The sequence below is a fragment of the Bacillus sp. BS3(2021) genome, assembly GCF_021043345.1.
In the GTDB taxonomy this organism is placed as follows: domain Bacteria; phylum Bacillota; class Bacilli; order Bacillales; family Bacillaceae; genus Bacillus; species Bacillus paralicheniformis.
In genome coordinates this window covers 400,641-423,941 of record NZ_JAJNDM010000002.1, presented here as the reverse complement: position 1 = coordinate 423,941, position 23,301 = coordinate 400,641, and the positions used below count along the sequence as shown (strand labels likewise).

24 protein-coding genes and 2 pseudogenes are annotated in these 23,301 nt (G+C 41.0%); 10 read left to right on the top strand and 16 right to left on the bottom strand.

Annotated features, from left to right (window positions below):
• Nucleotides 1–7: 7 nt before the first annotated feature.
• The 5 genes and pseudogenes from LQ247_RS07315 to LQ247_RS07295 form a co-directional block, all read left to right on the top strand.
• Nucleotides 8–568 carry a class D sortase gene (locus tag LQ247_RS07315; protein WP_035337424.1) on the top strand — a complete coding sequence of 187 codons (561 nt, stop codon included), beginning with the start codon at nt 8–10 and terminating at the stop codon, nt 566–568.
• A 198-nt stretch (nt 569–766) separates the two neighbouring features.
• Nucleotides 767–1,012, top strand: a complete 246-nt coding sequence (locus tag LQ247_RS07310) for a hypothetical protein (protein ID WP_035337421.1) — start codon at nt 767–769, stop codon at nt 1,010–1,012.
• 59 nt (nt 1,013–1,071) lie between these two features.
• A complete protein-coding gene (locus tag LQ247_RS07305) occupies nt 1,072–1,356 on the top strand; it encodes an AbrB/MazE/SpoVT family DNA-binding domain-containing protein (RefSeq protein WP_268342021.1) in 285 nt (94 codons plus the stop codon).
• Nucleotides 1,357–1,768: 412 nt separating this feature from the next.
• A pseudogene (locus LQ247_RS07300) lies at nt 1,769–2,101 on the top strand (O-methyltransferase); the annotation flags it as partial.
• Nucleotides 2,102–3,026: 925 nt separating this feature from the next.
• Nucleotides 3,027–3,473: pseudogene (locus tag LQ247_RS07295) on the top strand (MFS transporter); the annotation flags it as partial.
• Between the two features lie 24 nt (nt 3,474–3,497).
• Here the strand turns inward: LQ247_RS07295 and LQ247_RS07290 are convergent.
• Both LQ247_RS07290 and LQ247_RS07285 read right to left on the bottom strand, forming a co-directional pair.
• Complete coding sequence (locus tag LQ247_RS07290; protein WP_144497529.1) at nt 3,498–4,271, bottom strand: class I SAM-dependent methyltransferase; 774 nt, start codon at nt 4,269–4,271, stop codon at nt 3,498–3,500.
• A 33-nt stretch (nt 4,272–4,304) separates the two neighbouring features.
• Nucleotides 4,305–5,744 carry a pyridoxal phosphate-dependent decarboxylase family protein gene (locus LQ247_RS07285; RefSeq protein WP_231005829.1) on the bottom strand — a complete coding sequence of 480 codons (1,440 nt, stop codon included), beginning with the start codon at nt 5,742–5,744 and terminating at the stop codon, nt 4,305–4,307.
• Nucleotides 5,745–6,033: 289 nt separating this feature from the next.
• On the opposite strand from LQ247_RS07285, the gene LQ247_RS07280 reads away from it, so the two are divergent.
• Nucleotides 6,034–6,651, top strand: coding sequence for a nitroreductase family protein (locus LQ247_RS07280; RefSeq protein ID WP_020449953.1), 618 nt, complete (start codon nt 6,034–6,036; stop codon nt 6,649–6,651).
• Nucleotides 6,652–6,690: 39 nt separating this feature from the next.
• Here LQ247_RS07280 and LQ247_RS07275 read toward each other — a convergent pair whose 3' ends face one another.
• Nucleotides 6,691–7,356, bottom strand: a complete 666-nt coding sequence (locus LQ247_RS07275; RefSeq protein ID WP_039073258.1) for a GntR family transcriptional regulator — start codon at nt 7,354–7,356, stop codon at nt 6,691–6,693.
• Between the two features lie 74 nt (nt 7,357–7,430).
• Nucleotides 7,431–8,168, bottom strand: a complete 738-nt coding sequence (locus LQ247_RS07270; RefSeq protein WP_035337405.1) for a sulfite exporter TauE/SafE family protein — start codon at nt 8,166–8,168, stop codon at nt 7,431–7,433.
• A gap of 266 nt (nt 8,169–8,434) precedes the next feature.
• Here LQ247_RS07270 and LQ247_RS07265 point away from each other — a divergent pair, with 266 nt between their 5' ends.
• Entirely contained in the window at nt 8,435–9,307 is an 873-nt protein-coding gene (locus LQ247_RS07265; RefSeq protein WP_231005828.1) for an SDR family oxidoreductase, read from the top strand.
• 355 nt (nt 9,308–9,662) lie between these two features.
• On the opposite strand, the gene LQ247_RS07260 is transcribed toward LQ247_RS07265, so the two are convergent.
• The 6 genes from LQ247_RS07260 to LQ247_RS07235 all read right to left on the bottom strand — a co-directional run bounded on the left by LQ247_RS07260 (nt 9,663) and on the right by LQ247_RS07235 (nt 13,966).
• Complete coding sequence (locus LQ247_RS07260; RefSeq protein WP_231005827.1) at nt 9,663–10,292, bottom strand: ABC transporter ATP-binding protein; 630 nt, start codon at nt 10,290–10,292, stop codon at nt 9,663–9,665.
• A gap of 15 nt (nt 10,293–10,307) precedes the next feature.
• Entirely contained in the window at nt 10,308–11,021 is a 714-nt protein-coding gene (locus LQ247_RS07255) for a DUF2705 family protein (protein WP_231005825.1), read from the bottom strand.
• Nucleotides 11,018–11,728, bottom strand: coding sequence for a WxPxxD family membrane protein (locus LQ247_RS07250; RefSeq protein WP_231005824.1), 711 nt, complete (start codon nt 11,726–11,728; stop codon nt 11,018–11,020). The genes LQ247_RS07255 and LQ247_RS07250 overlap by 4 nt, the downstream gene beginning before the upstream one ends.
• On the bottom strand, nt 11,718–12,473 hold the full coding sequence (locus tag LQ247_RS07245) for a hypothetical protein (RefSeq protein WP_231005823.1): 756 nt from the start codon (nt 12,471–12,473) through the stop codon (nt 11,718–11,720). Before LQ247_RS07245 ends, LQ247_RS07250 begins: the two co-directional genes overlap by 11 nt.
• Nucleotides 12,474–12,564: 91 nt before the next feature.
• The gene (locus LQ247_RS07240) at nt 12,565–13,002 is read right to left on the bottom strand and encodes a DUF2712 domain-containing protein (RefSeq protein ID WP_231005822.1); all 438 of its coding nucleotides are present in this window, start codon (nt 13,000–13,002) and stop codon (nt 12,565–12,567) included.
• 457 nt (nt 13,003–13,459) lie between these two features.
• Nucleotides 13,460–13,966 carry a DUF1648 domain-containing protein gene (locus tag LQ247_RS07235; protein WP_231005821.1) on the bottom strand — a complete coding sequence of 169 codons (507 nt, stop codon included), beginning with the start codon at nt 13,964–13,966 and terminating at the stop codon, nt 13,460–13,462.
• Between the two features lie 239 nt (nt 13,967–14,205).
• On the opposite strand from LQ247_RS07235, the gene LQ247_RS07230 reads away from it, so the two are divergent.
• Nucleotides 14,206–15,840 (top strand): Na/Pi cotransporter family protein, encoded by a 1,635-nt coding sequence (locus tag LQ247_RS07230; protein WP_231005820.1) that lies wholly within the window; start codon nt 14,206–14,208, stop codon nt 15,838–15,840.
• Nucleotides 15,841–15,989: 149 nt separating this feature from the next.
• Nucleotides 15,990–16,250 carry a YiaA/YiaB family inner membrane protein gene (locus LQ247_RS07225; RefSeq protein WP_231005819.1) on the top strand — a complete coding sequence of 87 codons (261 nt, stop codon included), beginning with the start codon at nt 15,990–15,992 and terminating at the stop codon, nt 16,248–16,250.
• A 31-nt stretch (nt 16,251–16,281) separates the two neighbouring features.
• Here the strand turns inward: LQ247_RS07225 and LQ247_RS07220 are convergent, their stop codons facing one another.
• The 5 genes from LQ247_RS07220 to LQ247_RS07200 all read right to left on the bottom strand — a co-directional run bounded on the left by LQ247_RS07220 (nt 16,282) and on the right by LQ247_RS07200 (nt 21,324).
• Nucleotides 16,282–16,746 carry a tripartite tricarboxylate transporter TctB family protein gene (locus LQ247_RS07220; protein WP_231005818.1) on the bottom strand — a complete coding sequence of 155 codons (465 nt, stop codon included), beginning with the start codon at nt 16,744–16,746 and terminating at the stop codon, nt 16,282–16,284.
• Nucleotides 16,747–16,859: 113 nt separating this feature from the next.
• Nucleotides 16,860–19,049, bottom strand: a complete 2,190-nt coding sequence (locus tag LQ247_RS07215; protein WP_231005817.1) for a glycoside hydrolase domain-containing protein — start codon at nt 19,047–19,049, stop codon at nt 16,860–16,862.
• A 117-nt stretch (nt 19,050–19,166) separates the two neighbouring features.
• Nucleotides 19,167–19,586: a DUF2000 domain-containing protein gene (locus LQ247_RS07210; protein ID WP_231005816.1), complete on the bottom strand. Its 420-nt coding sequence runs from the start codon at nt 19,584–19,586 to the stop codon at nt 19,167–19,169.
• Nucleotides 19,583–20,491, bottom strand: coding sequence for a DMT family transporter (locus LQ247_RS07205; protein ID WP_231005814.1), 909 nt, complete (start codon nt 20,489–20,491; stop codon nt 19,583–19,585). Before LQ247_RS07205 ends, LQ247_RS07210 begins: the two co-directional genes overlap by 4 nt.
• Nucleotides 20,488–21,324 (bottom strand): AraC family ligand binding domain-containing protein, encoded by an 837-nt coding sequence (locus LQ247_RS07200; protein ID WP_231005813.1) that lies wholly within the window; start codon nt 21,322–21,324, stop codon nt 20,488–20,490. Before LQ247_RS07200 ends, LQ247_RS07205 begins: the two co-directional genes overlap by 4 nt.
• 252 nt (nt 21,325–21,576) lie before the next feature.
• Between LQ247_RS07200 and LQ247_RS07195 the strand changes: the two genes are divergently transcribed.
• Nucleotides 21,577–22,044, top strand: a complete 468-nt coding sequence (locus LQ247_RS07195; RefSeq protein ID WP_025810853.1) for a helix-turn-helix domain-containing protein — start codon at nt 21,577–21,579, stop codon at nt 22,042–22,044.
• A 118-nt stretch (nt 22,045–22,162) separates the two neighbouring features.
• Here LQ247_RS07195 and LQ247_RS07190 read toward each other — a convergent pair whose 3' ends face one another.
• Nucleotides 22,163–23,209 (bottom strand): helix-turn-helix transcriptional regulator, encoded by a 1,047-nt coding sequence (locus LQ247_RS07190; RefSeq protein WP_231005812.1) that lies wholly within the window; start codon nt 23,207–23,209, stop codon nt 22,163–22,165.
• Between the last annotated feature and the right edge of the window lie 92 nt (nt 23,210–23,301).

Sequence of the window (23,301 nt, the reverse complement as noted above, 5' to 3'; positions counted from 1 at the left end):
CTCTGTCGTGAAAAAGAATCTTCCTATCCTCATCATTGCAGCCGGACTCGTCCTTATTGGCTATGGTGTCTGGAAGGTGATGGATACCAGCAAAAAGACGGAACAAACATTAGAAGCAGCTAAACTCGCAATCGAGCATCCTCAAAAAGCAGATCGAGACCGGTTCAAACCCAAGTTCGGCGAAGCAGCCGGTATTCTGGAGATTCCAAAAATCCACGCAGAGCTTCCGATTGTGGAGGGAACGGATGCGGATGATTTGGAAAAAGGAGTCGGGCACTATAAAGGCAGCTACTATCCAAATGATAATGGACAAATTGTTTTGTCGGGCCATCGGGATACAGTCTTTCGGCGAACGGGTGAACTAAAAAGAGGGGATCAATTGAAGATTTTGCTGCCTTATGGAAGCTTTTCATATGAAATTGAAAAGACAAAAATCGTTGATAAAAATGATACATCCATTATTACGCTGCAGCATGACAAAGAGGAGCTCATTCTTACGACTTGCTATCCCTTTACGTATATCGGCAATGCCCCGAAACGGTACATCATTTATGGAAAAAGAGTTTGATCATAAGTCGCAGGAATCCCTGCGACTTATTTAAATCGAAAAATTCGATTTACATACCGTTCTTTCGATGAGGTTTTTGATGGGTTACAGCGAAACATGTACAACCTGTTGGCTGTAGATGAAGAATTATGATTTGATGTAGTTATGCTCGTTTTCGCTGCTCGTATTAATCAGCCTTTCAGGTTAGAGGTGAAAGATATGGAACAATTAAAAAGCAGAATAAAAAAAGCAATGATAAAGAAAGGCCTTATAAAACCCTGCACAAATTGCAATCATGATGAAGCGATCATAATAGACCCATATGTAAGGCTGGATCTGCAAGATTATTCTTCTGTTTTGAATGTTAGGCCTGAAGCGATTCCTTCCGTCGCTGTCGTATGTGCCGGCTGCGGAAAAATTGATTTATATGCAGCTAAGGTGTTAATGCCTTCGGAATTTATCTGAAAAATCATTCTGCCTGAGTTTTATACAGGAAAATTCAAAAAAGATAGGGAGGATGTTTTTTGGAAAAAGCAGCATTTATTAGGAAAATGGATGACCTGGGGAGAATTGTCTTACCTAAAAGGATAAGAAAAGTATTGAAAATAAACGAACAAGATTCAATAGAGATATTTGTTGAAGATGAAAAAGTCATATTGCGCAAATATTTAGAAGGCAAAGCGTGTTTTGTTACCGGCACGGTGTCGGATAATAATAAAATTTTATCAGGCGGGATTGTGTTAAGCCCTGAAGGAGCGAGAATTCTACTGCAAGATCTATTGTCTCTCCGATTACAAAAAGAAATCTAAAGTAACCCAATATCAAGCTTGCAAATCAATGGCGGAAAAGGCGGTTCGGGAAATGTCAGATTATCCGTTAAAGCATGACCATGTAGGGAGTGTTGTTTGCAAACTGGAAAAATAAGAATTGGGAAATCCCTGCTGCTGATAAAACAATAAAGCATTTTTTAGTTGAAAAAAGAGCAATATAAAGAAAATAGAAGAACGCCCCCTTTTGTTACTAGGGGGCAATTTTTTTCAGGGATAGAATGAGTCTTCAAGCCTTGAATAATTTCTCCATTGAAAAACAGTGATTCATTGTCAAGTCGTATAGCCAATTAATACTGCTTGGACTGTTTTTGAAGAAGATTCATAAACTAATTGTAGGGTGTCTTAATGACTCTAAATACAATAGCAAGAATTAAAATACCAATTATCCCTATTCGGCAGCCAGGTATCGGATATGATAGACCGGCTATGGAAAGTCTTGAAACATTAGCCGACAATCAAAAGCGATTCAATTTTTTCCTTTATCAATGCAGACAAAGGAAATTATGAACATTACTTGGCGTATTGTATCAAATTGACGGTGCCGGGTGCTTTAATTGTTGCCGATTGCGCACTTACAGGGGGAAGTGTAGCAGACGATTATGCTGCACCGAAGCGTCATACAGAATCCATGAAGAAATTCGATCAAGCGGTCGCCGCCCATCCTCAATTAGAATCCCTGTTGATGCCGATCGGCGATGGGATGACCGTTTCAAGAGTGAAAAAAGAATATTGCTGTAATCTTGTTAAAGAGCAAATAACGGTGCTAAAACTGTATTTTAAAGGAAGACCAAACTACAATCATATAGGAGGGGGCTTCCATTGTTAGGACGTATAGGAAATGCACAAAGCACAATCTTGTTTTTTCACTTCGCTTCTTCTCTTAAAGTGTACCGCCACAAGATTGTGGGTGTGTTAAGTATATCTTCGATAGGGCGGCTGTTGTCGCTGTATTATTATTTTTGATCTAGGATTGAAAGGTAAGTTATGTTAAAATAGGAAATACAGGTTTGCAATTTCCTATTATTTTAATTGCAACTGCTATTTATATTATGAAATTACTTTTAAAACAAAATAATAAAGCATATTGCAGCAGTCGCTTCGAGAATCATCGTTTTGCACTTCAAAGTTTGAAAAATATTTATCGATTAAGAAATTAATAAATACCATATGGGCTCCAATTTTAATACAGTAGCTAGTATAGGAATAAAAATAACGTTAAATTTGTTTTCTGGAATTACTTAGAATAAATGAACAGGATAGAGGTTTTTAATATGACGGCTTCTTTTAAAGGTTTTTTTAAGGACGTAAAACTAAAATGTTCTCGATGTGGAAAAGAAATAAACGAAAATGATGAGATGACTGTAGCTATTAGAATGCCGAATAAAAGGCGGATGCCTGTCGGTCCTTTAGATAGAGTGTTATCTAAATTTGCTCACGAAATTTTATGTAACAAGTGTAAATAGGAAGATTTAATAGTTGTCGCAAGTCAGAATTAACAGAACATCATCTGGCTAGTTACTGATTCGGTGGCTAGTTTTTTTAATACCTGAAACCGAAATACCACCACAATCTAAAATCGGAATATGGATAGATTCAGGTTCGTAAAATGTTGAAGGGGACATGCTCTTAACAACTTTACAAAAGGTGCAAAAATTGTGATGGTTGCGATTATGATCATGACTCCCGTTCATATGCAGTGCCACGGACACAGCTTAGGAGATGTCGGGATCGTGATAGGTTTTCATATCGGTTCAATGTATCTTCCATCACTTGTCACAGGGGTTCTTGTTGACAAAATTGGCCGGACAGCCATCAGCATCGCCTCAGAAGTAACCTTACTGCTCGCTGGTGCAGTGGTGGCGCTGGATCCCAGTGATTCGCTCGTTTTATTGATCGTTGCCTTCTACACGTGCGAAAGGGCAAGGAACGCTTGATGTTTTGATCGCATTGGCGGGAGCTTCCGGCGGGACTCTTTCAGGAATGGTTGTCGCTCATTCAAGCTATGCTGCATTATCTTTGGCGGGAGGGCTGTTATCTTGGCTCTGATTCCATCCGTCATTTGGTCGCGAAGAAAAACAGACATTCAAAAAGGATAGGAAAAGGTTCCATCGATATGAGGCCTATCGGACATCGCCGCAGGGCTTTCTTAATTTAAAAACGATAAAATCAGGACATCTGAAATCTTCTGCAAATGACGGATATTTTTTCAGTATTTCTTCTGATGGCTTTGGTTCTACTATGCTTTCGAGCATGAAGCCCGTTTTCCTCAAAGTGTTAATATAGCTCGTCAAGGTTCTATGGAAGAACAGCATATTCTCCCGATCGCCAAGCTTTTGTTCGTATGTACCTTCATAAAAATACCGGTCTACATTCCAATGCAGTTTTTTTCCGTCTTTTGTTTTTTCCCAGCCGCTTTCCGGCGTAATGAAGCAGGGATGCAAAATTGAAAAAATAAAAAATCCGCGGTCTGTCAGCAGCCGATGCATTTCCTGAAACGCTTTTTCATAATCCGCAAGGTCTTGCATGACCATATTCGATATAATTAAATCAAAGCTATTGTCTTCCAACATATTCAGGTCTTCACAGTTCCCGTGCTGATACTCAATCGGCAAATCATCCGGCGTCCTTTCCTTGGCAATGTCGATCATTCTCGGCGAGTAATCGACAGCCGTTACATTGGCTCCGGCCTTGGCCAGCAGCCTGCTGAAATACCCCTCACCGCACCCGGCATCGAGCACATGTTGATTCTTTACCGTTTCAATGAGAGAAAAAATAGCAGGATTTAAAAACACTTCTTTGTGGATGTCTCCAAGTTCGGTATGATTGGCAGCATAAGCATCGGCAAATCGATTCCATCTTTGAATGGCTTCTTCTGTGCCAATTTTCTTTGTCATATTTCTCCTCCTTTTCAAAGTCTGTTTATTCATTTAACGCGATATCCCCTGATCATAAAACTGATCAATTTTTTCAAAGACCCTTTGAATAAGGGTATTAGAGATAAAAGGATTTAACAAAACGGCACGGAGCCAGCGGTTTCCCCTATATGCAGGCAATGAAAAGAAGACGTTTTCTTCATTCAACAAAAACTGCTGCAATTCGAGATTCCAGTTATCCCATTGAGCTTCATCAAGGTGATGCGGGATGCCTCTAAAGCAGACAACGTTTGTATCCGGCTCGCTGGACAGTTCGAGATAATGGCGCTGTTTCACCTGCTTGGTAAACTCGTCTTTTAATGCGAGGCTTTCATGCAACAGCTCCCTGTAGCCTTTTAATCCAATGTGCTGAAGCGATAAATATAACTTTAGGATATCCGCATGCCGCGTGCCCTGAACACTGATTTCGCCCAAGTTAGCAAAGTCTGTTTCATTCATATAAGGGGCGGAAATGCGAAAACCGGTTTCCAAAACGCCGTGATTTTTGAATAAAACCATTGCACAAGTCTTCGCAATGTACATCCATTTTTGCGGATTGAATGTGATGGAATCTGCCATTTCGATTCCGTTCAGCTTATCGCGGTAAGCTTCTGAAAAAATGAGTGCTCCTCCGTATGCCGCGTCGACATGCAGCCATAATCCGTTTTCCTTTGCGATGTCAGCGATCGATCGAATGGGGTCGATGCTTCCTGTGACTGTCGTTCCGGCCGTGGCTGCAATTGCAAAAGGAATCTTGCCTTCATTTTTTGCCTGCTTGATTTTCTTTCTTAAATCGTCAAGATCCATTTTCGAATCGCTGCTGCTTTTCACCGGGATTACGCTGGAGGTACCCAGTCCCAACAGCATCGCTGCTTTATGTAAGGAAGTATGGCTGACGTCTGAAGCAAAGATGACCGGCTGTCCGGAAAGACCGAATAACCCCGATTCCTTTACCTTCAATTGATTGTTTCGCGCTGCTGCGAGCGCTTGAAGATTCGCGAGGCTTCCGCCGCTTGTCATCACACCCCCTGAGTTGTCGTCATATCCAAACATACGGGCAATGGTGCCCAAAAGCTGTACTTCCATCTTCGAAAAGACAGGCGACATTTCAAGGCTCAGCATATTGTTATTGATTGAAGTGCTGACGAATTCGCCCAGACAAGACATTAGAGTCGGTATGGAATCCATATGCCCCATATAATTCGGGCCTAGAGGATTCATGGAGTTTTTTACAATCGCCTGCAACTTTTTTAAGAGCTCTTCTAATTCGATTCCGGTCTCGGGTATATCGCCGTAATGTGATGATTCCGGAGAAGGCAAAGTGCGGTGATTCCCAGCGTTGCTTGCATGCTCAATGACAAATTTGACGATTTGATCAACAAGAATCGATATTTCCTTAATATTCTCACCGTTCGGATCGATAAAAGTGTTACTGGGCAAAAAGGATAGTTTCATAGTTCACACGCTGCTTTCTTTCACATTTTTTCTCAATTATAGCATTTTGATTTTGGCGTAGCATGGTTGATTGCTGAGTATAGAAGGTTCGAAGGAAAAATTAATGTGGTGACAGAAGCTGCTATGACGCCGGTCACAAGACATTTGAGCATGTCTATCGACAGAAGCCCGACACCACGCCGCGTTCTCTTTGGTTCATGTGAGCATCGCTAAACAATAGGTAGCTTATCGTCGATCATAAAAGTAAGGATATTGATGCAAAAGGATAGATGAATGGAGTTTTTTGAAAATGGAATTTAACGAGCTTATCGAAACGCGTCACTCTGCAAATAATTTTCTGGAAGATGTTCAAATTACGGTGAAAGATTTGGAGCCTATCTTTGAGGATATCAAGCTAGCGCCTTCAGCGTTCAATTTGCAGCACGCAGAGTATAAAGTGGTATTGGAGAAGGATTTAAAAGAAAAAATCAGGGAAGCTGCGAGCGGCCAATATAAAGTGCATTCAGCCTCTGCCGTGATTTTAGTGACGGGAGACCGCTACGCCTACCGGCAAACGGAAAAAATCAACGAAGGCATGAGGGATTTAGGAATTATTAAGGACTTTGAGCTGCAGGAAATGGTTGAAAACAATACCCAATTTTACGAGACGCGCGGGGAGCCATTCATGAAGGAAGAAGCGATTCGCAATGCTTCTCTTTCTGCGATGATGTTTATGCTTGCCGCCAAAAACCGGGGGTGGGACACATGCCCAATGATCGGATTTGACAGCGATCAGGTCCGCGAGTTGCTAGAGATCCCGGATACACATGAAATCGTCCTCATGATTACGATCGGCAAAGAAAAAGAAAGCAGCCGACGCTTGAGAGGATATCGCAAGCCGGTTAATGAATTTGTTTCTTTCTATTAAAAAAAGGAGAGGGCGCCTTAAGACAGGCAGCCCTCTTTATCATTTTTCCCCGCGGTGAGACAGTACTTCGACTAAGTGGTCAAGATCAAGCTTAAGGTGGCGAATCATCGCTTTTGATGCCTGCTCGTCGTCTCTTTGTTTCATATGGCGGAAAATTTCCCGATGCTGCTCCAAAATGGCTTCAGCCCGTTTTTCTCCTTCAAAATTCAAAATGCGGAAATAATAAATTAATCCTTCCAAATCGTTGAGCTGCTTCCGCAATAGACTGTTTCGTGTATATTGGATAATTAAGTCGTGAAATGTATCATTTAATTGGATAATTGTGTTTTGATCCTTGGATTGAAGGATGGCTTCCTCCGTTTTTTGCAAAACGTCTTCAATCGTTTTCAGTTCCTCTGCCGTTGCAATTCTTGCCGTCAATCCCGCAGCGAATGATTCAAGCGCCGTTCTGCAAAAATAGATTTCTTCAACGTCCTTGATTGTCGGCTGATAGACCTTCACTCTTGAGTCGATGACGATGAGCCCCTCTTTTTCCAGAACTCTGATCGCTTCTCTCAAAGGGCTTTTGCTGACGCCGAGCTCCTTAGCTAACTTCGCTTCGGCGATTCGTTCACCGGGCTTTAATTTCCCTTCAAATATCATTCGCTTAATCGCATGGTAGGATTGTTCATAAAACGGTTTTGGTTTTTCAATCACGCTTCTCATCCTCGTATTCGTTTTCATTTCGTATTTTACCACAGGTTCCTTCGTGATCTCCCGCTATAGCCATTCCAAGTTAATTAAAATAAGAGAATGAACCCTGAAACGGCGGGAGTTAAAAATAAACCCGATTTCAAGACGACTTTCGGCAGGACATTGGTGAATTTAGCTCCGACATAAGCGCCGCACATCGTACCGATCAAGATTTTGACCAACAGAACATAATCGACGAAGCCTTCTGAAATATAGCCCGCCCCACCGCCTAACGAGAGCGGAATAATGACGAGCATCGTCGTTCCTACGGAATGGCGAATAGACAGGTTCAGCATCATCATCAACCCGATTTGAATAAAAGGCGCCGAGCCGATTCCGAACGTTCCGGACAGGATGCCGGCTACGATTCCCAATAAACTGGCCTTGATCCAAAAGGCAAGGTTCGTTCCCTGGTCAGCTTCTTTTTCTTGCAAAAAGAATAATCTGATTAAAATCAGAATGGCCGATAAGAATAACATTCCTGCGGTCATATAGTGCAATGAACTTGAAGGTATCAGAGAAGTCAGCTTAGCTCCTGCAAAGGATCCTATTGCAGCAAAACAGCCGACGGTTAAGCCGATTTTCAGCTTGATATTTCCTTCGCGAAAGTGGCTGTACGTTCCTGATAAGCTCGTAAAAGCCATACCGGCCAGAGATGTTCCCAATGCTGTATGAATCGGAATGTGAAACATCATCGTTAACAGTGCGATGACGAATCCGGCTCCGCCGGCCCCGACAAAGCCAAGCACAAGACCTAATAAAAACATAACCAACACAATCAACATGTTGCTTCTTCCCCTTTATGAATAACTGATTTCGCATCATCTGAGGGTCGACGGTATCTGGTCGACCAAAATCAATGATAACATCTTACTCTATTATTTCCATATTGACAAGAGAGCCAGGAGGGCGTATGTCGTCTACTTTTATTTTTTTAGCCAAGTGAAAGACATTCCTGTTGACAATCAGTCTATTTGTAATTATGATAGTTACATCAAGTGTAACGTTTTTTGTTACAGTTCGACATTAAAACATTAGGAGGAATTTGATTATGAAAATGTTAGTAACAGGAGCAACTGGAAAATTAGGATCGAAAGTTGTGAAAAAACTGCTGGAAACTGTACCGGCGGATCAGTTGGCGGTCAGCGTGCGCAATCCGGAAAAAGCGGAAGCGCTGCAGGCGCGAGGAGTCGATGTGCGTCAAGGGGATTTTGACCGCCCGGAAACATTGGCATCCGCATTTCAAGGCGTTGACCGTCTGCTGATCATCTCTGCAGATGGAGACAATGAGACGAGAATCCGTCAGCACGGCAATGCGGTAGCCGCCGCAGAACGCGCGGGAGTTCGGTTTATCGCTTATACGAGTATTGCGAATGCCCGCGAAAGCAAAAACTTCCTTGCGCCGACTCACAAAGCAACTGAAGAAGCGATTTTGAAAACGGGGATTCCATACTCCTTCTTGCGCAATAACTGGTACTTGGAAAATGAAATGTCGAGTATTCAAGGTGTTTTGGCGGGAGCCCCTTGGGTGACGTCAGCAGAGAACGGCAAGGTGGGCTGGGCGCTGCAGCAGGATTACGCGGATGCAGCGGCGGCGGTTCTGTCCGGCGAAGGCCATGAAAACACCGTCTACGAACTTTCAGGCAAACTATTAACTCAGGAAGAAATCGCTTCAGCCCTTGGAGAAGTATTGGGCAAAGAAGTACCCGTCCAGCATGTTGACGATGCTGCCTATCGCGATATCATGAAAAATGCCGGTGTGCCCGATTTTCTGATTCCGATGGTTGTCGAAATCCAAAAAGGCATTCGTGAAGGCACACTTGAAGTCGAAAGCGATGATTTTGAAAAAGTGCTCGGCCGTCCGCTCACTCCAATTAAAGAAGGATTGGCTCAAATTGTTGGAGGTATCTCAGAAGAGAAGTAATTCAAAAAAACGATTTTCCTGACTTTTACAAACCAGGATTTTAATTAGAGATTGATAAAAAATTTATAATTTAATCAATTTGGTGGAAATGTTCATCATTTGGTTTGCCGGTTATGCTAATCAAGATTTTTATCGTTTTGAATGGGTTTAATGCGGTCTGATTTTACTGGTAAGGGAATAACCTAGAGAGAAGAAAGCGGTCATCATCTTAATCGAGTATCGGTTAAATCTACCCTCTTATTAAAAAATAAAAGGACTATGAAAGTGTAGTCCTTTTATTTTTTAATTATGTTTTTTGGAAGCGTAATCTGATCTTACGGTGGAGATCTTATAATCAATTTATACTTTTCGGCTCTTATTCATTCTCCAAGCACCCATCATTCATCTTAAGTGTATAATCACATAAAGAAGATATATCTTCCTTGTGGTGACTAGCAATAATAATAGTGGCCCCTCTCTTTTTTTCTTCTAAAAGGATGTTATGAACTTCTGCTACACCTATTTCATCTATCGCATTAGTCGGTTCATCAAGTAATAGAATTTCAGGTTTTTCAAAAATGGCCTGAGCAATGTTTAATCTTTGTTTCATTCCTAGAGAAAACTTTTTTACTTTCATTTTTGAAGAGGGGTCTAATCCAACTCTTTTAATACTGGACTCTATATCATGATCAGAGGCAATTTTTTTTATCTTTGATAACATTTTAAGATTAGTAAATGCATCAAATTGGGGGAGAAGCTGCATATTTTCTATAATCAAACCCACGCTTCTCGGAAAAGAAGTATCCTTATGTAATTGTTCTCCGTTAATCGTTATACTTCCCTCACTAGGAACTAATAATCCTGCTATTGTACGAAGTAACATCGTTTTGCCGGAACCATTTCTCCCAAATAAGCCGTAAATCTTTCCTTTTTCAAACGTATAAGAAATGTCTTCAAGGATTGTTTTCTTTTTAATTTTTTTTGTAATGTTCTTCAAATCTATCATTAAATTCCCTCGCTTTTAAATGATATCCATTTTTCTAACTTTTAAAATAGACATAGTAACAATGGTAATTTGCAATATAATTAAAATGAAAAATGCAACTGAATAATCAATGCAGACATTTTCAATATCAAATAAAGAACTTAAACCATTCCTATAACCATTACTATAGTTAGAAATCAAAAAGTAGTTCATAGCTTTTGGAGCTTCAAGTAAATATAATTGTTTTGCAATGAATAATGAAAAGACAATATATATATTTACAATTAATTGTGCTATGTGGGGAGATACAAAAAGTTCTAATAATAATTGAATACTATACAAAACGAGTAAAGTTAGATAATACATGATGGTCAGCTTAAAAAAATTATTATTAAAAACATATTGATTATCGTGTATCATAATCGTATTAATATAAAAGACAAAAAGTTGAGTAAGCGTGAAAATGAATAGAACCAACATAGTACTTATATATCGCGAGACTATCCATTTTGACTTACTGTATTTTCTTGATAATTTTAAAATTCCATAAGAATTTAAATTGAATTTTACATATCCTGTGAAATAAAAACTTAATGATACAATTGGTAAGTACCAATATAAAATTAAGAACTCTGAAGCGGCAATTGGAATACCATCGAGAAAAGGAAAAGCGTCGGTACTTACAGAAATCATTAACATTGCCTGTAAGATAATAGCTGCAACAACAAATAAAAAACCTTTTATTTTCATTTTATGTAATCCTTTTTAAGAAATGTTGAAGAGCCGACAATGTAAAAAATAAAAACTAGGAAAATTTGACGAACAAAAACATTGAAAAGATAAAAAAAGGGCGACTGTTTTTTTAAAATATCTGCAAATACACTAAAATCTTTAAGAGGAGTCCACATACCATCAAACAAAAACAATTTAACAAAAGAATATAAACTACCGATAAGCAAATATGTTATAAAAATTGAAACGCTAATTAAGTTGCACCGATCGTATATCATTCTGAACTGGATACCTATCACCGTATAAAAAAACATAACACTCATAATGTTTAACAAACAAGCTAGCCAAAAGTTCGCATCTTCTAATATAGTAGAATTAATGAAAAAACATGTATAAACAAAATTAATTAATGTATGTATGGCTGAAAATATTAGGCTGGAAATCAAAATTTGAACAACTATAGATTTATAAAAACTTTGTCTCTTGGTGAATCGCACCACTCTATAAGAAGTATCTAAATGAAAAAAGTTAATTAAAAAAATAAGATAAGGAACAGGGAATAGCAAGCTATAGGCCATTATCGAATTATAGCCAAAAGTACCGTTATTGATATATAGTAAAGTTTCATAAGTTTTATTTTCAAAATAGGCACTGTTTTGACCAATCCACACGATGGAAAAAAATATAATCAATCCAATAATCAAAAATATTCTTTTAGTTTTCATTATATTTCACCTGATAAATGATAATTATAAAAATTAAGATGACGAAGATTGATACACTAGTAATTAAAATAGGCAGCAATACATCAAGACCATATTCAGTAAATGGCTGGAATAAATACACCAACGAATTCTTTTTCAACACAAGTAAGAACCATATAAAAAAGCAGGCAGGATAGGCGTATTTTTTATCGCGAAAAAGTAAACTGATTCCTGCACCAAGCGCTCCAATCAATCCAGCCAGCATACAACAAACAATAGAAAAAAGTAAAATTGCGTAATATGGATGAGACATGCTAAATGTATAAAGAAGATTATCCGGGAACTTAATTTGTTCTAGGTCATTCTTAAATGTTCTATTAAAAAAGAGTATGTGAACCATTATAAAATTAATAAAAAGTGAAACACACATCGTTGAAAATGATATAAGGAATGACGTCATTATTTTTTCTGTACAATATTTCTTTCTGCCAACCTTGCTTACAAGAACTTGATAAAAGCCCGTTTTGTAGTCCTGAATCGGATCATCTGCACAAAGTAATAATAAATAGAGGGGGAGGAACCATAACAGAATCATTTGTGCTGCGTGACCCCTTGATGCTCCAGAAAGAAAAAAGGCAAAAGTGGGATCATAATTTGGGTTTGTTAATAATAACAAAACAATATCAATACATGGTATGAAAATCATTATTAAAAATATTAATAAACTTAACTTATTTTTGGCAATACGATAAATATGGCTTTTCATATTCTCACTCAATTCTATAATAAGATTAAAATCAAATAAAATGATAATCTTTTTAAAAGATTATCATTTTATTTAAATGTAAATTATATAATTACCATGTTTCTTCGTCCCACACTCCTTTCACATAATACCAGTTTGGAGAGTAGTTGTTGTTTTCCATACCTAAAGTTACATATGCTTCATTTCCTTTTTTGTTTGCATTGTAATAGTGGTTTCCGCTTCCTTGTTTAACATTATAAGTTTTGGAAGCTAATGGAATTGAATTATACATTGTATTTGCTATCCAAAATGTTGTAATTGTACCTTTGCCTTCATCAGATTCTTTTAAATTTACTTTCCATGGATTATTTGTATGGGTTGTCTGTCTCCATCTTTCTGACGTATAAGAATTAGAGTGATAAGGTTTAATGGGTTCTCCAAAGCTGTAATTATCATTGCTGGCTTCGACAAAGTTTCCACTTGCCATGATACAGATACCTAAGGTGCCGGCTAATATCAACCGAAAATTTTTCCTTACAACCTTTAGCATAAAAACAACTTCCTTTCTTTGTATTAATAGCTTTAATTATGTCATGGGATTTATTACATGTAAACCTTATTAAGGAGATTTTTTCATATATTATCCTATATATTTCAGGGGAGATAGAGTTAAGCCCATTGATTATTCATGCGTTATAAGTCATTTGTCTTAAGGGATGAAACAATTATTGTTTGCATATTCAAAAAGAGTTATATTATCTTTGGGATAAATTTGATCGATCTTCATTTGACATCATACTATATTTTCCGTGACATTATTCAGGTTAAAAGTTGTGAATAGTTATAGATTGACATGATCAATACCCTTCCGGTACACATCATAACTCCAAAGATGAGACTCTTTTTTTATTTTTTGGCATACTACCATTCCTTTTTTCAGAGTTGATGATTAGTGTCCAAATCACGATTGTGTCTCATAAGTGACAATTTTTTGAATTGATGCGGCATTATTTGATCTTCTTTTGCTGTATTAAACTTACGGCCACAAGCATGACGGTACCGAGTAAGGCAACCGGAAGAAACCATCCGCCAAATCCGCTTCCCCAGTCTAAAGCGATTGACACAGATTCAATTAATATGAGAGAAAAAATGATTAAGCATGCATTTTTTAAGCGGTTGATCAACTTTCGGCTGAGCAGGTAGAACTGTTCAGCGTTTGTTTCATTCAGGCGCTTTGGATGGTTGTGAATCTCAGGATGCTTTTCTAAGAATTGCATGAACAAAAGGATAAGTAATCCGATTCCCGGCAAAATGAAAAGCTCCCATTTTGCCCCCCAGCGATCGACTTCACCGAGTGCGTTGTAATGTGCAGGCACCTTTTCGGGGAGCGATCCCCAGACAGCGGCCAAAAAGATAATTGATCCCAGGTAAAAGAAATAGCCAAATGCGTTCCAAACCCGTTCCCCTTTTGTCTTTTTAATTTTAATGTGAGTACCGTTAGCTCTGTTTGGCATATGTGATCTCTCCTTTAGTTTTAAATACGGTTTAACCCATGAAAAAGTTCGGGATTTTTGCCTGTTGGAATAGGGTATATTTGCGATGAGTCCAGGCAATGTTAAGGGAATGTAAATCATCAGCCGCCAATGTTAAGTTATTGTAAATTTTCGATTTGAATCGTTTACATAGGCTTTAATCTCCATCATAATCATAGTGTTTGGTTTGTAGATTTATGTCGAATTAGGGGGGCAAGACGTTGGAAATAGATGTGCAGAAATTGCTTTTTGAATTCATTGGAGGTCTCGGGATCTTTCTTCTCGGTATTAAGTTTATGGGAGAAGGACTCCAAAAATCAGCCGGAGATAAGCTGAGAGACATTTTGGATCGTTTTACAAGCAATCCTCTGATGGGTGTTTTGGCTGGTATCATTGTCACGGTTTTAATTCAAAGCAGTTCCGGCACGACCGTTATTACTGTCGGTCTCGTCAGCGCCGGCTTTATGACCCTCCGCCAGGCGATCGGCGTCATTATGGGTGCGAACATCGGAACGACGGTCACGGCATTTATTATCGGCTTTGACGTTGGTGCATATGCGCTTCCGATCCTCGCCATTGGTTCATTCTTGTTGTTTTTCTTAAAGAGCAAAAAATTTCAGAACCTCGGCCAAGTTCTGTTCGGATTTGGTGCACTTTTCTATGGCTTGGAATTAATGAGCAGCGGAATGAAGCCGCTTCGAACGATTGAAGCTTTTCATGATTTAACCGTCAGCATGAGTACGAACCCTGTTCTCGGAGTGCTTGTCGGCACGCTTTTCACCGTTCTCGTCCAAAGTTCAAGTGCAACCATCGGGATCCTGCAAGGGCTGTTTGCCGATTCATTAATAGATCTAAATGGCGCTCTTCCTGTATTATTCGGAGACAATATCGGTACGACGATTACTGCTGTACTGGCATCTCTTGGCGCCTCCGTCGCAGCGAGACGGGCTGCGGCCGTTCATGTATTGTTTAACCTGATTGGAACAGCAATCTTCCTGATCTTGCTGAAGCCGTTCACAAGTTTGATTTTAATGCTTCAATCCTCTTTAGGACTGGATCCTAAGATGGTGATTGCGTTTGCCCATGGGATCTTTAATACGTCAAATACGCTGATTCAGCTTCCGTTTGTCGGCATATTGGCTTTGATCGTTACGAAGCTTATTCCGGGCAAAGATTCGGTTGTGGACTATAAAGCAACACATCTGGACCCGCTGTTCATTCAGCAGTCGCCTTCAATTGCCCTGGGACAGGCCAAAGAAGAAGTACTGCGTATGGGTGAATTTGCAGTAAAGGGACTTGAGGAAACAAAAGAGTTTTTTAATACAAAACAGGCAAAACATGCGCAAAGCGCTTTTCAAATAGAAGATGCGATCAACAATTTAGACAGAAAGATTACCGATTACTTGATCGAACTGTCAGCGACCACTCTTTCTGAACAAGAATCTGAAGAACATCATATGTTAATGGACACAGTCAGAGACATTGAAAGAATCGGCGATCATTTTGAAAACTTGGTTGAGCTTGGCGAGTACCAGCAATCCAACAGGGTGAAAATTTCCGAAGCTGCAATGGCGGACTTAACAGAAATGCTTGATCTGACCATTTCCACTGTTAAGGAGTCTATCACAGCTCTTGGAGAAAATAACGAAGGTGCCGCAAGACGTGTAGTCGAAAAAGAAAATCAAATCGATAAAATGGAACGCAAGCTTCGCAAAAAGCACATTCTTCGCTTAAACGACGGATTATGCAGCGGACAAGCAGGCGTGATCTTCGTCGATATCACCAGCAATCTGGAAAGGATCGGCGACCATGCCGTCAATATTGCAGAAGCTGTTTTAGGCGAAGAAAAGCATTAAAAACCGGGAGTCATTCCCGGTTTTTTATTTTGTAGGCCTTTTTTATCGCCATGTGACATATTTACTAAATTATGTGTGGGGAGGAAGAACATTCTTCTTCTGTTGACCTAAATAAAGTATAATAGTTTTATTCTTTAGGAGGTATTAAGATGCAGAAACACAGAAGAAGAAACACAATGGCCTTTACGGTTATGTCATATTTCACATTTTTTGCGGGGGTCTTTTTGTTCGGTATCGGCCTTTACAATGCGGACAATCTGCAGCTCAATGAAAAAGGCTATTACATAGCTGTGATGATTTTAGTGGCGGTCGGCGCGATTTTGACACAGAAAGTGACGAGAGACAACGCTGAGGATAATGAAATCATCGCGGAGCAGGAGAGAAGACAGAATTTGTCTAGTGGTGAGTGATTGTGGAGGAAGGCATCAGAGGATGCCTTCTTTATTTTTTGGTGTTTAAAATATTTTTGTATTTATTTTCTAGTAAGACATTAATCATTCCAATGATTTTTGTATGGTTCGATTTTTTTCTAAAGTGTAAGAAGTTTTGGTCTTTGTTTCTCTGTGATTTAGTGATCGTGCCGAACACCCAGATGGAGCTTATTACAAGTAATATCGATAACATAGTCGGAAAATAACCTTTTGAAACGTCAGGTAAAATGGAATTGGCCTGACCCGAGAATACAGTAGTTAGAATGGAAGCGAATATGGAACTGGCGAGGGAAGCTTTGATCACGTGGCTAATTTTTAGCGTTGGACCCGAAAAATAAACTTTCAACTGGTTTAACGTGGATAAATCTTGTTTTTCGAGGTATGCCATCAGCTCTTCATCGTTTTCAGTTTTCGATAATAATATAGCTTCTGCCATTTGTTTTGTTTTTTCGAATAATTGTTTGTCTGTTTGCATGTCTCTTGTCCTCCAAATCAATAAAAAGATATGATGATAATTACCAATTATCATCATATCATATTCGTTATATTAATTTCCTTACTTATAAAAAAACACTATTTTTTGAAGTCTTATAATGCAATTTTTCCTAATAGAGACAAAATAAACTCACCAACCTTAGCAACAACAGTAGCAGCTGCAGCTTCCGGTGCAAAATATATTCCTGCAACGACGATTCCACCAATAGCTATAATTGGCAGAACCTCTTGGCGCACTTGTCCCCAATTGATGGAAAATTCGCTTTCTGGGGAGGTGACGGGTACCCCTTTATAATTTTTTAATTTAAAAGTAATTGTTGCTGAAAGCTCAGTTTTTGTATCGCCAACTACAGGAATTTCGTTGCTGAAAATCGTTAATGAAAGATCCAATGATTCAACAGAAGGTGAAACGTTTACCATGATATATCCGTTACGCACCGACAAGCCGATATTTTTTAAAAGCTCATCATATGAATGAATTTGTGAAGAACTCAATGATGTTTTGGAGTCTCCCAGGATTTCTGTAATCGTCGCTCCAACCTTACCGTTTTTAACTTGTATAGTCCCTGGTGATGTATCACTTGGGTTTTTAAATATGAGTGAAGTAGACAACGTAATATCCAAGTTTAATGACTCGTAAACTGTCTCAGTTTTATCAAAAACAAACATTGTTGTAAATAATTTTGGAATATTGCTCAATGCCGGGATATTCGCTAAAATATTTCTCAACGTTCTTACTCGTGCGTCATAGACCGGATCTGACGATGGGGTGACACTTGCTGTTCCTTTGTCCCTGCCAGAATAAGCGTCTTTATCAATGCCGATGGCGCCGCTGCCTGTGCCGATTGAATATTCGTAGAATTGGTCAAAGGCCCAGTTTTGCGGCATCGTATACCCGAGGTTGCCGCTGAAGCCGGTCGACATGTCGGCGACGAAGCTGTATTCCGTTAATCCGGCGTCTGCTGTTCTGATACAAATGTTTCTTGGGCCATATACACCGATCTTATATTTAGGGGTATTCGGAATGCTTTGCATTTTATCAAACGCTGCTCTGATTTCGTTAAAATACGGGATGATTTTATTTGTTACTTCATAATCATACGCGTCGAAATCAACGGCAAAATAAATGGTTGTGCCGGATGGGAAGCCTAATCCTTGCGCTGCGTTGACAGCGGCATACGCATCTGTTGTTCCTTGATTTTCTACAAAATACGAGGATTCATAGCCGCCGTCTTGGTAAATCGGAAACACTCTCAAACCTTCATTAAAAATGATTGAAAGCTCGGCAGGAGTCATCGCTTTTGATTTAAGCCCACTGCTTGTCCGCACATTGCCAGTCAAATATCTGCCGACCACTTTATATCCGTTGGTCCGTAAAGTTTTCGCAGTGTCCGCCGTTAAGATTGTGGCAGTATCGCATGCCGCAGCAGCACGTGAAGTATCGCCGGAGCTTGCCAATAAGGCTTTAATCGTTGCCATATTGGCAACTCCTGTTACCGGCAAACACATGAAACTTTGGAAACGTGAGACGGCAGATTTTACTTCAGCATCGTAGATGCCGTCAAATTCACCAGAAGGATAGCCATTGCAATATAGTGCGTACTGAAGAATCAGCACGAGCTTGGTTCGGGAGTCTCCGGGTGAGAGTGTCGGGCATTTGCTTGTTGTACCTGGTCCAAAAAAGCCGTTAGCCACACTTGTACTCATACCTTCTTCTTTTTGCAAGGCATAAATGAGCGCCTTATTTGTCTCTCGGGAATAAACGCCGTCACAAGGCATTAGTCCGAAATAATTGTTGTAATCCCGATTTAGATTTTGCTGAATTTGACGGATTTTCGTATCGCCGTTTGAAACCAATGTAAAAGCGCTCATGTTGAGCAATGCTTTCATGATCTGTGCTGTGACAACACCATCTTGTTTGGCCAGGCCCGCAGCTTTTTGAAATTTTTTCACGGCTTCCTCTGTACCTTCAAAGAATTGACCTGTTAATCCGCCGGGATTAAACCCGCTTCCTTTCACCCAAAAAGCGCCTTGTAGAATGTAATTGAGGTTTGTCGGTTTTTCATTTTTGGCCTGCCGTTTGAGCGGAATAAACTTACTCTCTGTTGCCGCTCCGAAATTATCAGCGGGCTCCGCGATTCCGAGCTCGATCTGCAATGCTCTCGTTAAACCGTAAATCGTCTTCCAATTCGGTATTCCGTTCTCCTCCACCTTGTTGTAACCGTGTTTCCCGCTGTAGGTTTTGTTTAGCCATTCCTGCGTTTTCAACACCATTTCATCCATTTATGATCCCTCTTTCTTTCATTGTGCTTTCACTATTAGGTGGCAAACGTATGACATAAAAAAATACGGAAATTGACTCCTTCATTAAATGAAGCGAAGTCAATTTCCGTATTTTGTTTATCTCAACAGCCCCAAGCTTCCTGTCAGCCGCGTGACTTTTTTCTTATCGCCGCAAACGCCGATTCCAAAATAGCGGTAATCGGAAGCTGCGGTGCTTTGAAATGTTTCAATAAATTCTTCATATGTATGAATGCCTTGCGCGACATCGGTGAAATCGACCGTCAGAATATCGTTGAATTCGTCGGTCAACAGCTTTTGTCTTAATTGATGAAGCAGCTCGGCGTTGCCTTTTAAAATGGGGATTGGAAGTTTGACGATACCCAAATGGTCGATTCCCGAGCCGTCCGTTACATGTTCTCCGAGCAGGCCGGGGTTGTTTTTGCCGAGTGCAGCCCCCAGGATTGCAGCTGTATTGGCAATTAGCCCGAGCGGCAGGCTTTCATCGATGATCAATGCGCATTTTGTCTCTTCTATCAAATTTGTTCCTCCTTCAGCTGAGGTTTTGGTTTTGTTTCAGAAATATAAAGACCGGCCAATGTGAGCGCTCCTCCGCAAAAAGCAACCCATGTCAGTTTTTCTTGCAGAATGACGACGGATGCGGCAATGGTGATGACGGGTACCATATAGATATAAGCGCTCGTTTTTACCGCCCCAAGCACACCGACCGACCAGTTCCATGTCACAAAGCAAAGCGCAGATGCGCCCGCACCTAAGAACAGGATATTCAGCCAATTGGCGGGGGAGGCGAAAGGGCTGGCGTCGAAGCGGAAATCAAACAGGAACAGAGCGGGAACCATGAATAGCAAGCCGTACAGAAAGATCCGCTGTGTGCATTGGATTGTATGATAACCGAATGTGCTGATTTTTTTCATCAAAATCGCATATGCCGCCCAGACGAATGCAGAGGCAGCAGCAAGAATGTCGCCGAGCGGATTCAGCTTGAGCATCATTTGTCCGTTAAAGAAAATGAGCGCAAGTCCTGTAAAAGCGGCGGCGAATCCAATGAAGAAACGGGGCTCCAGCTTTTCGCCCGAAAGGAAAAAATGCGCCAATACCGCGGTGATCATCGGAATAACTGCGACGATCATGCCGGCGTTTGAGGCGTAGGTAAGGGTAAGCGCGATGTTTTCCAACAGAAAATAAAGCGTCACCCCGCATAAGCCTGCTCCCGCAAACAGCGCTTCCTGCTTCCAGCTCCGGAATGTCAGCACATGCGGATGCACCATAATCAGCACGATCAATCCGATGAGAAACCGGTAAAACAATATATCTACGGGCGCAAAATCCTCGAGCAGCACCTTTGTCGAGACAAAAGTGGTACCCCAGATGATGATCGTGATGACAGCTGCGAGGTGTCCAACGGTTTCGCGTCTTGTCTTCATCCTTTGATCTCCTGCCTGTCATATTCAAAGATTTTCATATATTGTTTCGGCGTCAGCCCGACCTGCCGCTTGAAAAATTTCGTCATATGGCTCTGATCGCTGAAGCCTGTTTGGAAAGCGGCATCGATTGGTTTTACGCCTTCTTCCAACAGCTTTTTCGCATGATTGATACGGACGGTTTCCAAGTAGCTGTAGGGGGAAATTCCTTTCTGCTTCGTAAACGACCGCAGGAGGTGATACTTGCTCCAGCCTGCCAGCTTGCTTAAATGTTCAAGCGTAATGTTTTCCTGGTAATGGGATTCCAAATAACCGCACACCGCTTTGACTTCGTCGGACGGTTCAGGCGCATTTTCGAGAAACGCGACATCAGAATACGTTCGAATCAACTCTTCGAGAAGATTGAGAAAAAGTTCCTCTTTTTTCAAAGCTTTTTCTTTCTGCAATATTTGAATGTGAAGCTCCTTCAAGCTGGCGTTCAGCTCATGACGGAACAAGACATTTTCCGTGAAATATGGGAGGGTGTCGGTTCCGGTGATCTCCTTCACAAATTTTCTCATAACGTCAGGCATCACATTTATGCAGCGATAATCGAGCGCCTTTCCGTCAATCTGCTCGCAACTGTGCGTGTCATAAGGATTGAAAAGCACGAGATCGCCCTGATTAATGATGTATTCTTCTCCTTTGCAAAGCAAATAGCGCTCCCCCTTCTCAATAAAACCAATCACAAAGTACTCGTGAAAGTGATTCGGAAACTTCTGCATAATGCCTTTAAAGCGGTAGGCTTCAACATTTAGATCAGGGTCGAGGAAAAGCGTGCGGGTTTCATTTCGCATGTCGGGCCTCCTTGGTGTGATGATGTTTAAGTTTATCATGTTTTTGAGAAATTTCTTGTATGATGTTGCTTAATGAAAAAATCGTATTTTTTGTGAAAAGAATGAGCAATTTGAAGCTGTCGTGGAATGGAATCACAATGGTGAAGATCATAAGGAGAGGGTTAAACTGACAGCAATTACAGGGTCATAAAAATTGAACCATTGTAACTTTTGGTGTAATATTACACTAAAAAGAACATCGGAGGTTCCTCCATGGATAAAGAATACATAACCGAACTCATTTCATCCAAGTTAAGATTAATCCGTGCGGAAAGCGGCTATACGCAGGAGAAAATGGCGAACGTGCTCGGGATGTCGAAGAAAACGCTCGTGCAAATTGAAAAGGGCAGGTCGGCAGCGGGGTGGGCGCATGTTGTCGCGGTATGCGCGCTTTTTCGGAACAGTGAGGTGCTGCAGGCCGTGCTCGGGGATGAGCCCCTTGAGGTGGTGGAGACTGTCGCTCATCGAAGCATCGACAGACCAAAAGGGAAGACGCTTGGCGGAAAAGTGTGGTGGCGGGACATTGAGAAAAAAGGCGAGTTTCGCCTTCAGCAAAACTTGATTTCTCACCATTACCGCATTTTGGATTCGTATGACGACCTATGGTTCAGCACCTTTGAAAAACAGGATGCTGTGGCGCGTTTGGACGAGCTGTTCAATGAACAGGATGGGGTGGAATGAAGAAAAAGTTAAGTCCTCTGAATTTACTGGTCTTCATTCCTCCAAGATAAGACATAGTGAAAAACACTGCGTGTCTTGTCTGTGGAATCGGAGTTGAGAACAGTTTTCTACCTTATTCTCACTCCAGCACATCATCAAGCAGCTTCCACATCAGCTCCCTCCGGTTTCCTGCGCCCGTCTTCAAAAAAATCGATTTCAAGTGGTCTTGAACGGTGTAAGCCGATATATGCAATTCGTCTCCGATGGATTTTGTTGAAAGTCCGCGGATGACCCGGTACACGATGTCTTTTTCCCGGTCGGACAGGTTGTAGGCTTCTGCTATCAGCGGTATGGTTTCTGCCGGTGAAGCAGGCTCGAATGAAACGGCGATCTGGCCTGATGGACCAAAGCCGTCTAAACGACTCGCTTTAATGGATAGGCAGGAATGACCCGGAATCGAGATGACCGTTTTTGCCGGATCGGCAGTTTCAGCCGCTGCCCGCGTGCAGACGGCCCGGATAGGTCTCGGCACGGCATCGCTGCCGATCCTTTCCCAGCCGCGCAAGATATTTAGCCAATGGAGGGCCGCTCGGTTGCATGACAAGGGCTGCAGGTCTTCCGACAAAATTAGAATGCCTCCGACATGTTTCATGTGAAACACGTCTTTTTTTGACAGGTGGTGTCTGAATTGCTGAAGGTGCCGGCCGATAAGCGGTGCGAGTGAAGCGAGCAAGCTCTTATCCTTTTCTGTGAATAGCGGCTGTCCTCTTTTCCTCAATAGGGTAAGGTATCCCCGGCACTCCCCCTTGCTGAGCAGAACGGCGCGCAATTCATCTTCATAGCCTGCAGGCCCAAGAATGTTGCTGTAGCGTTTGCTTTGCCGGAAGTCTCCTTTGACCGATTCACTTAATATAGCCGCTGTCTGCCGTGTCTGAATTAAGGCTTCGAATCGATTCACATCCTCCTGCGTGTACTCAAGCTCGAATAATTGCGGATGGATCGCTTCAATTTGATCGTCTGTGACGGCTCCGATGGACAGTAAGGTCTTGGGGTCTACAGCCGTGCAGCATGATGCATCAAACGGAATCGCCTGTTTTAATGCAGACAGCATGGCTTCGATATATTGGGGCGAAGAACGGGTTGTGCGCTGCAGTTCGTTCAGTATGTCTTTTAACGGCCGGTTCATGTCGGTCCTCCTCTTTAAAAATCCCAGGTTTAAGGGATGGTGGTTTGTTGAAACTCCTTTATAATTGAGAACAATTCTTAATTAATTTTACT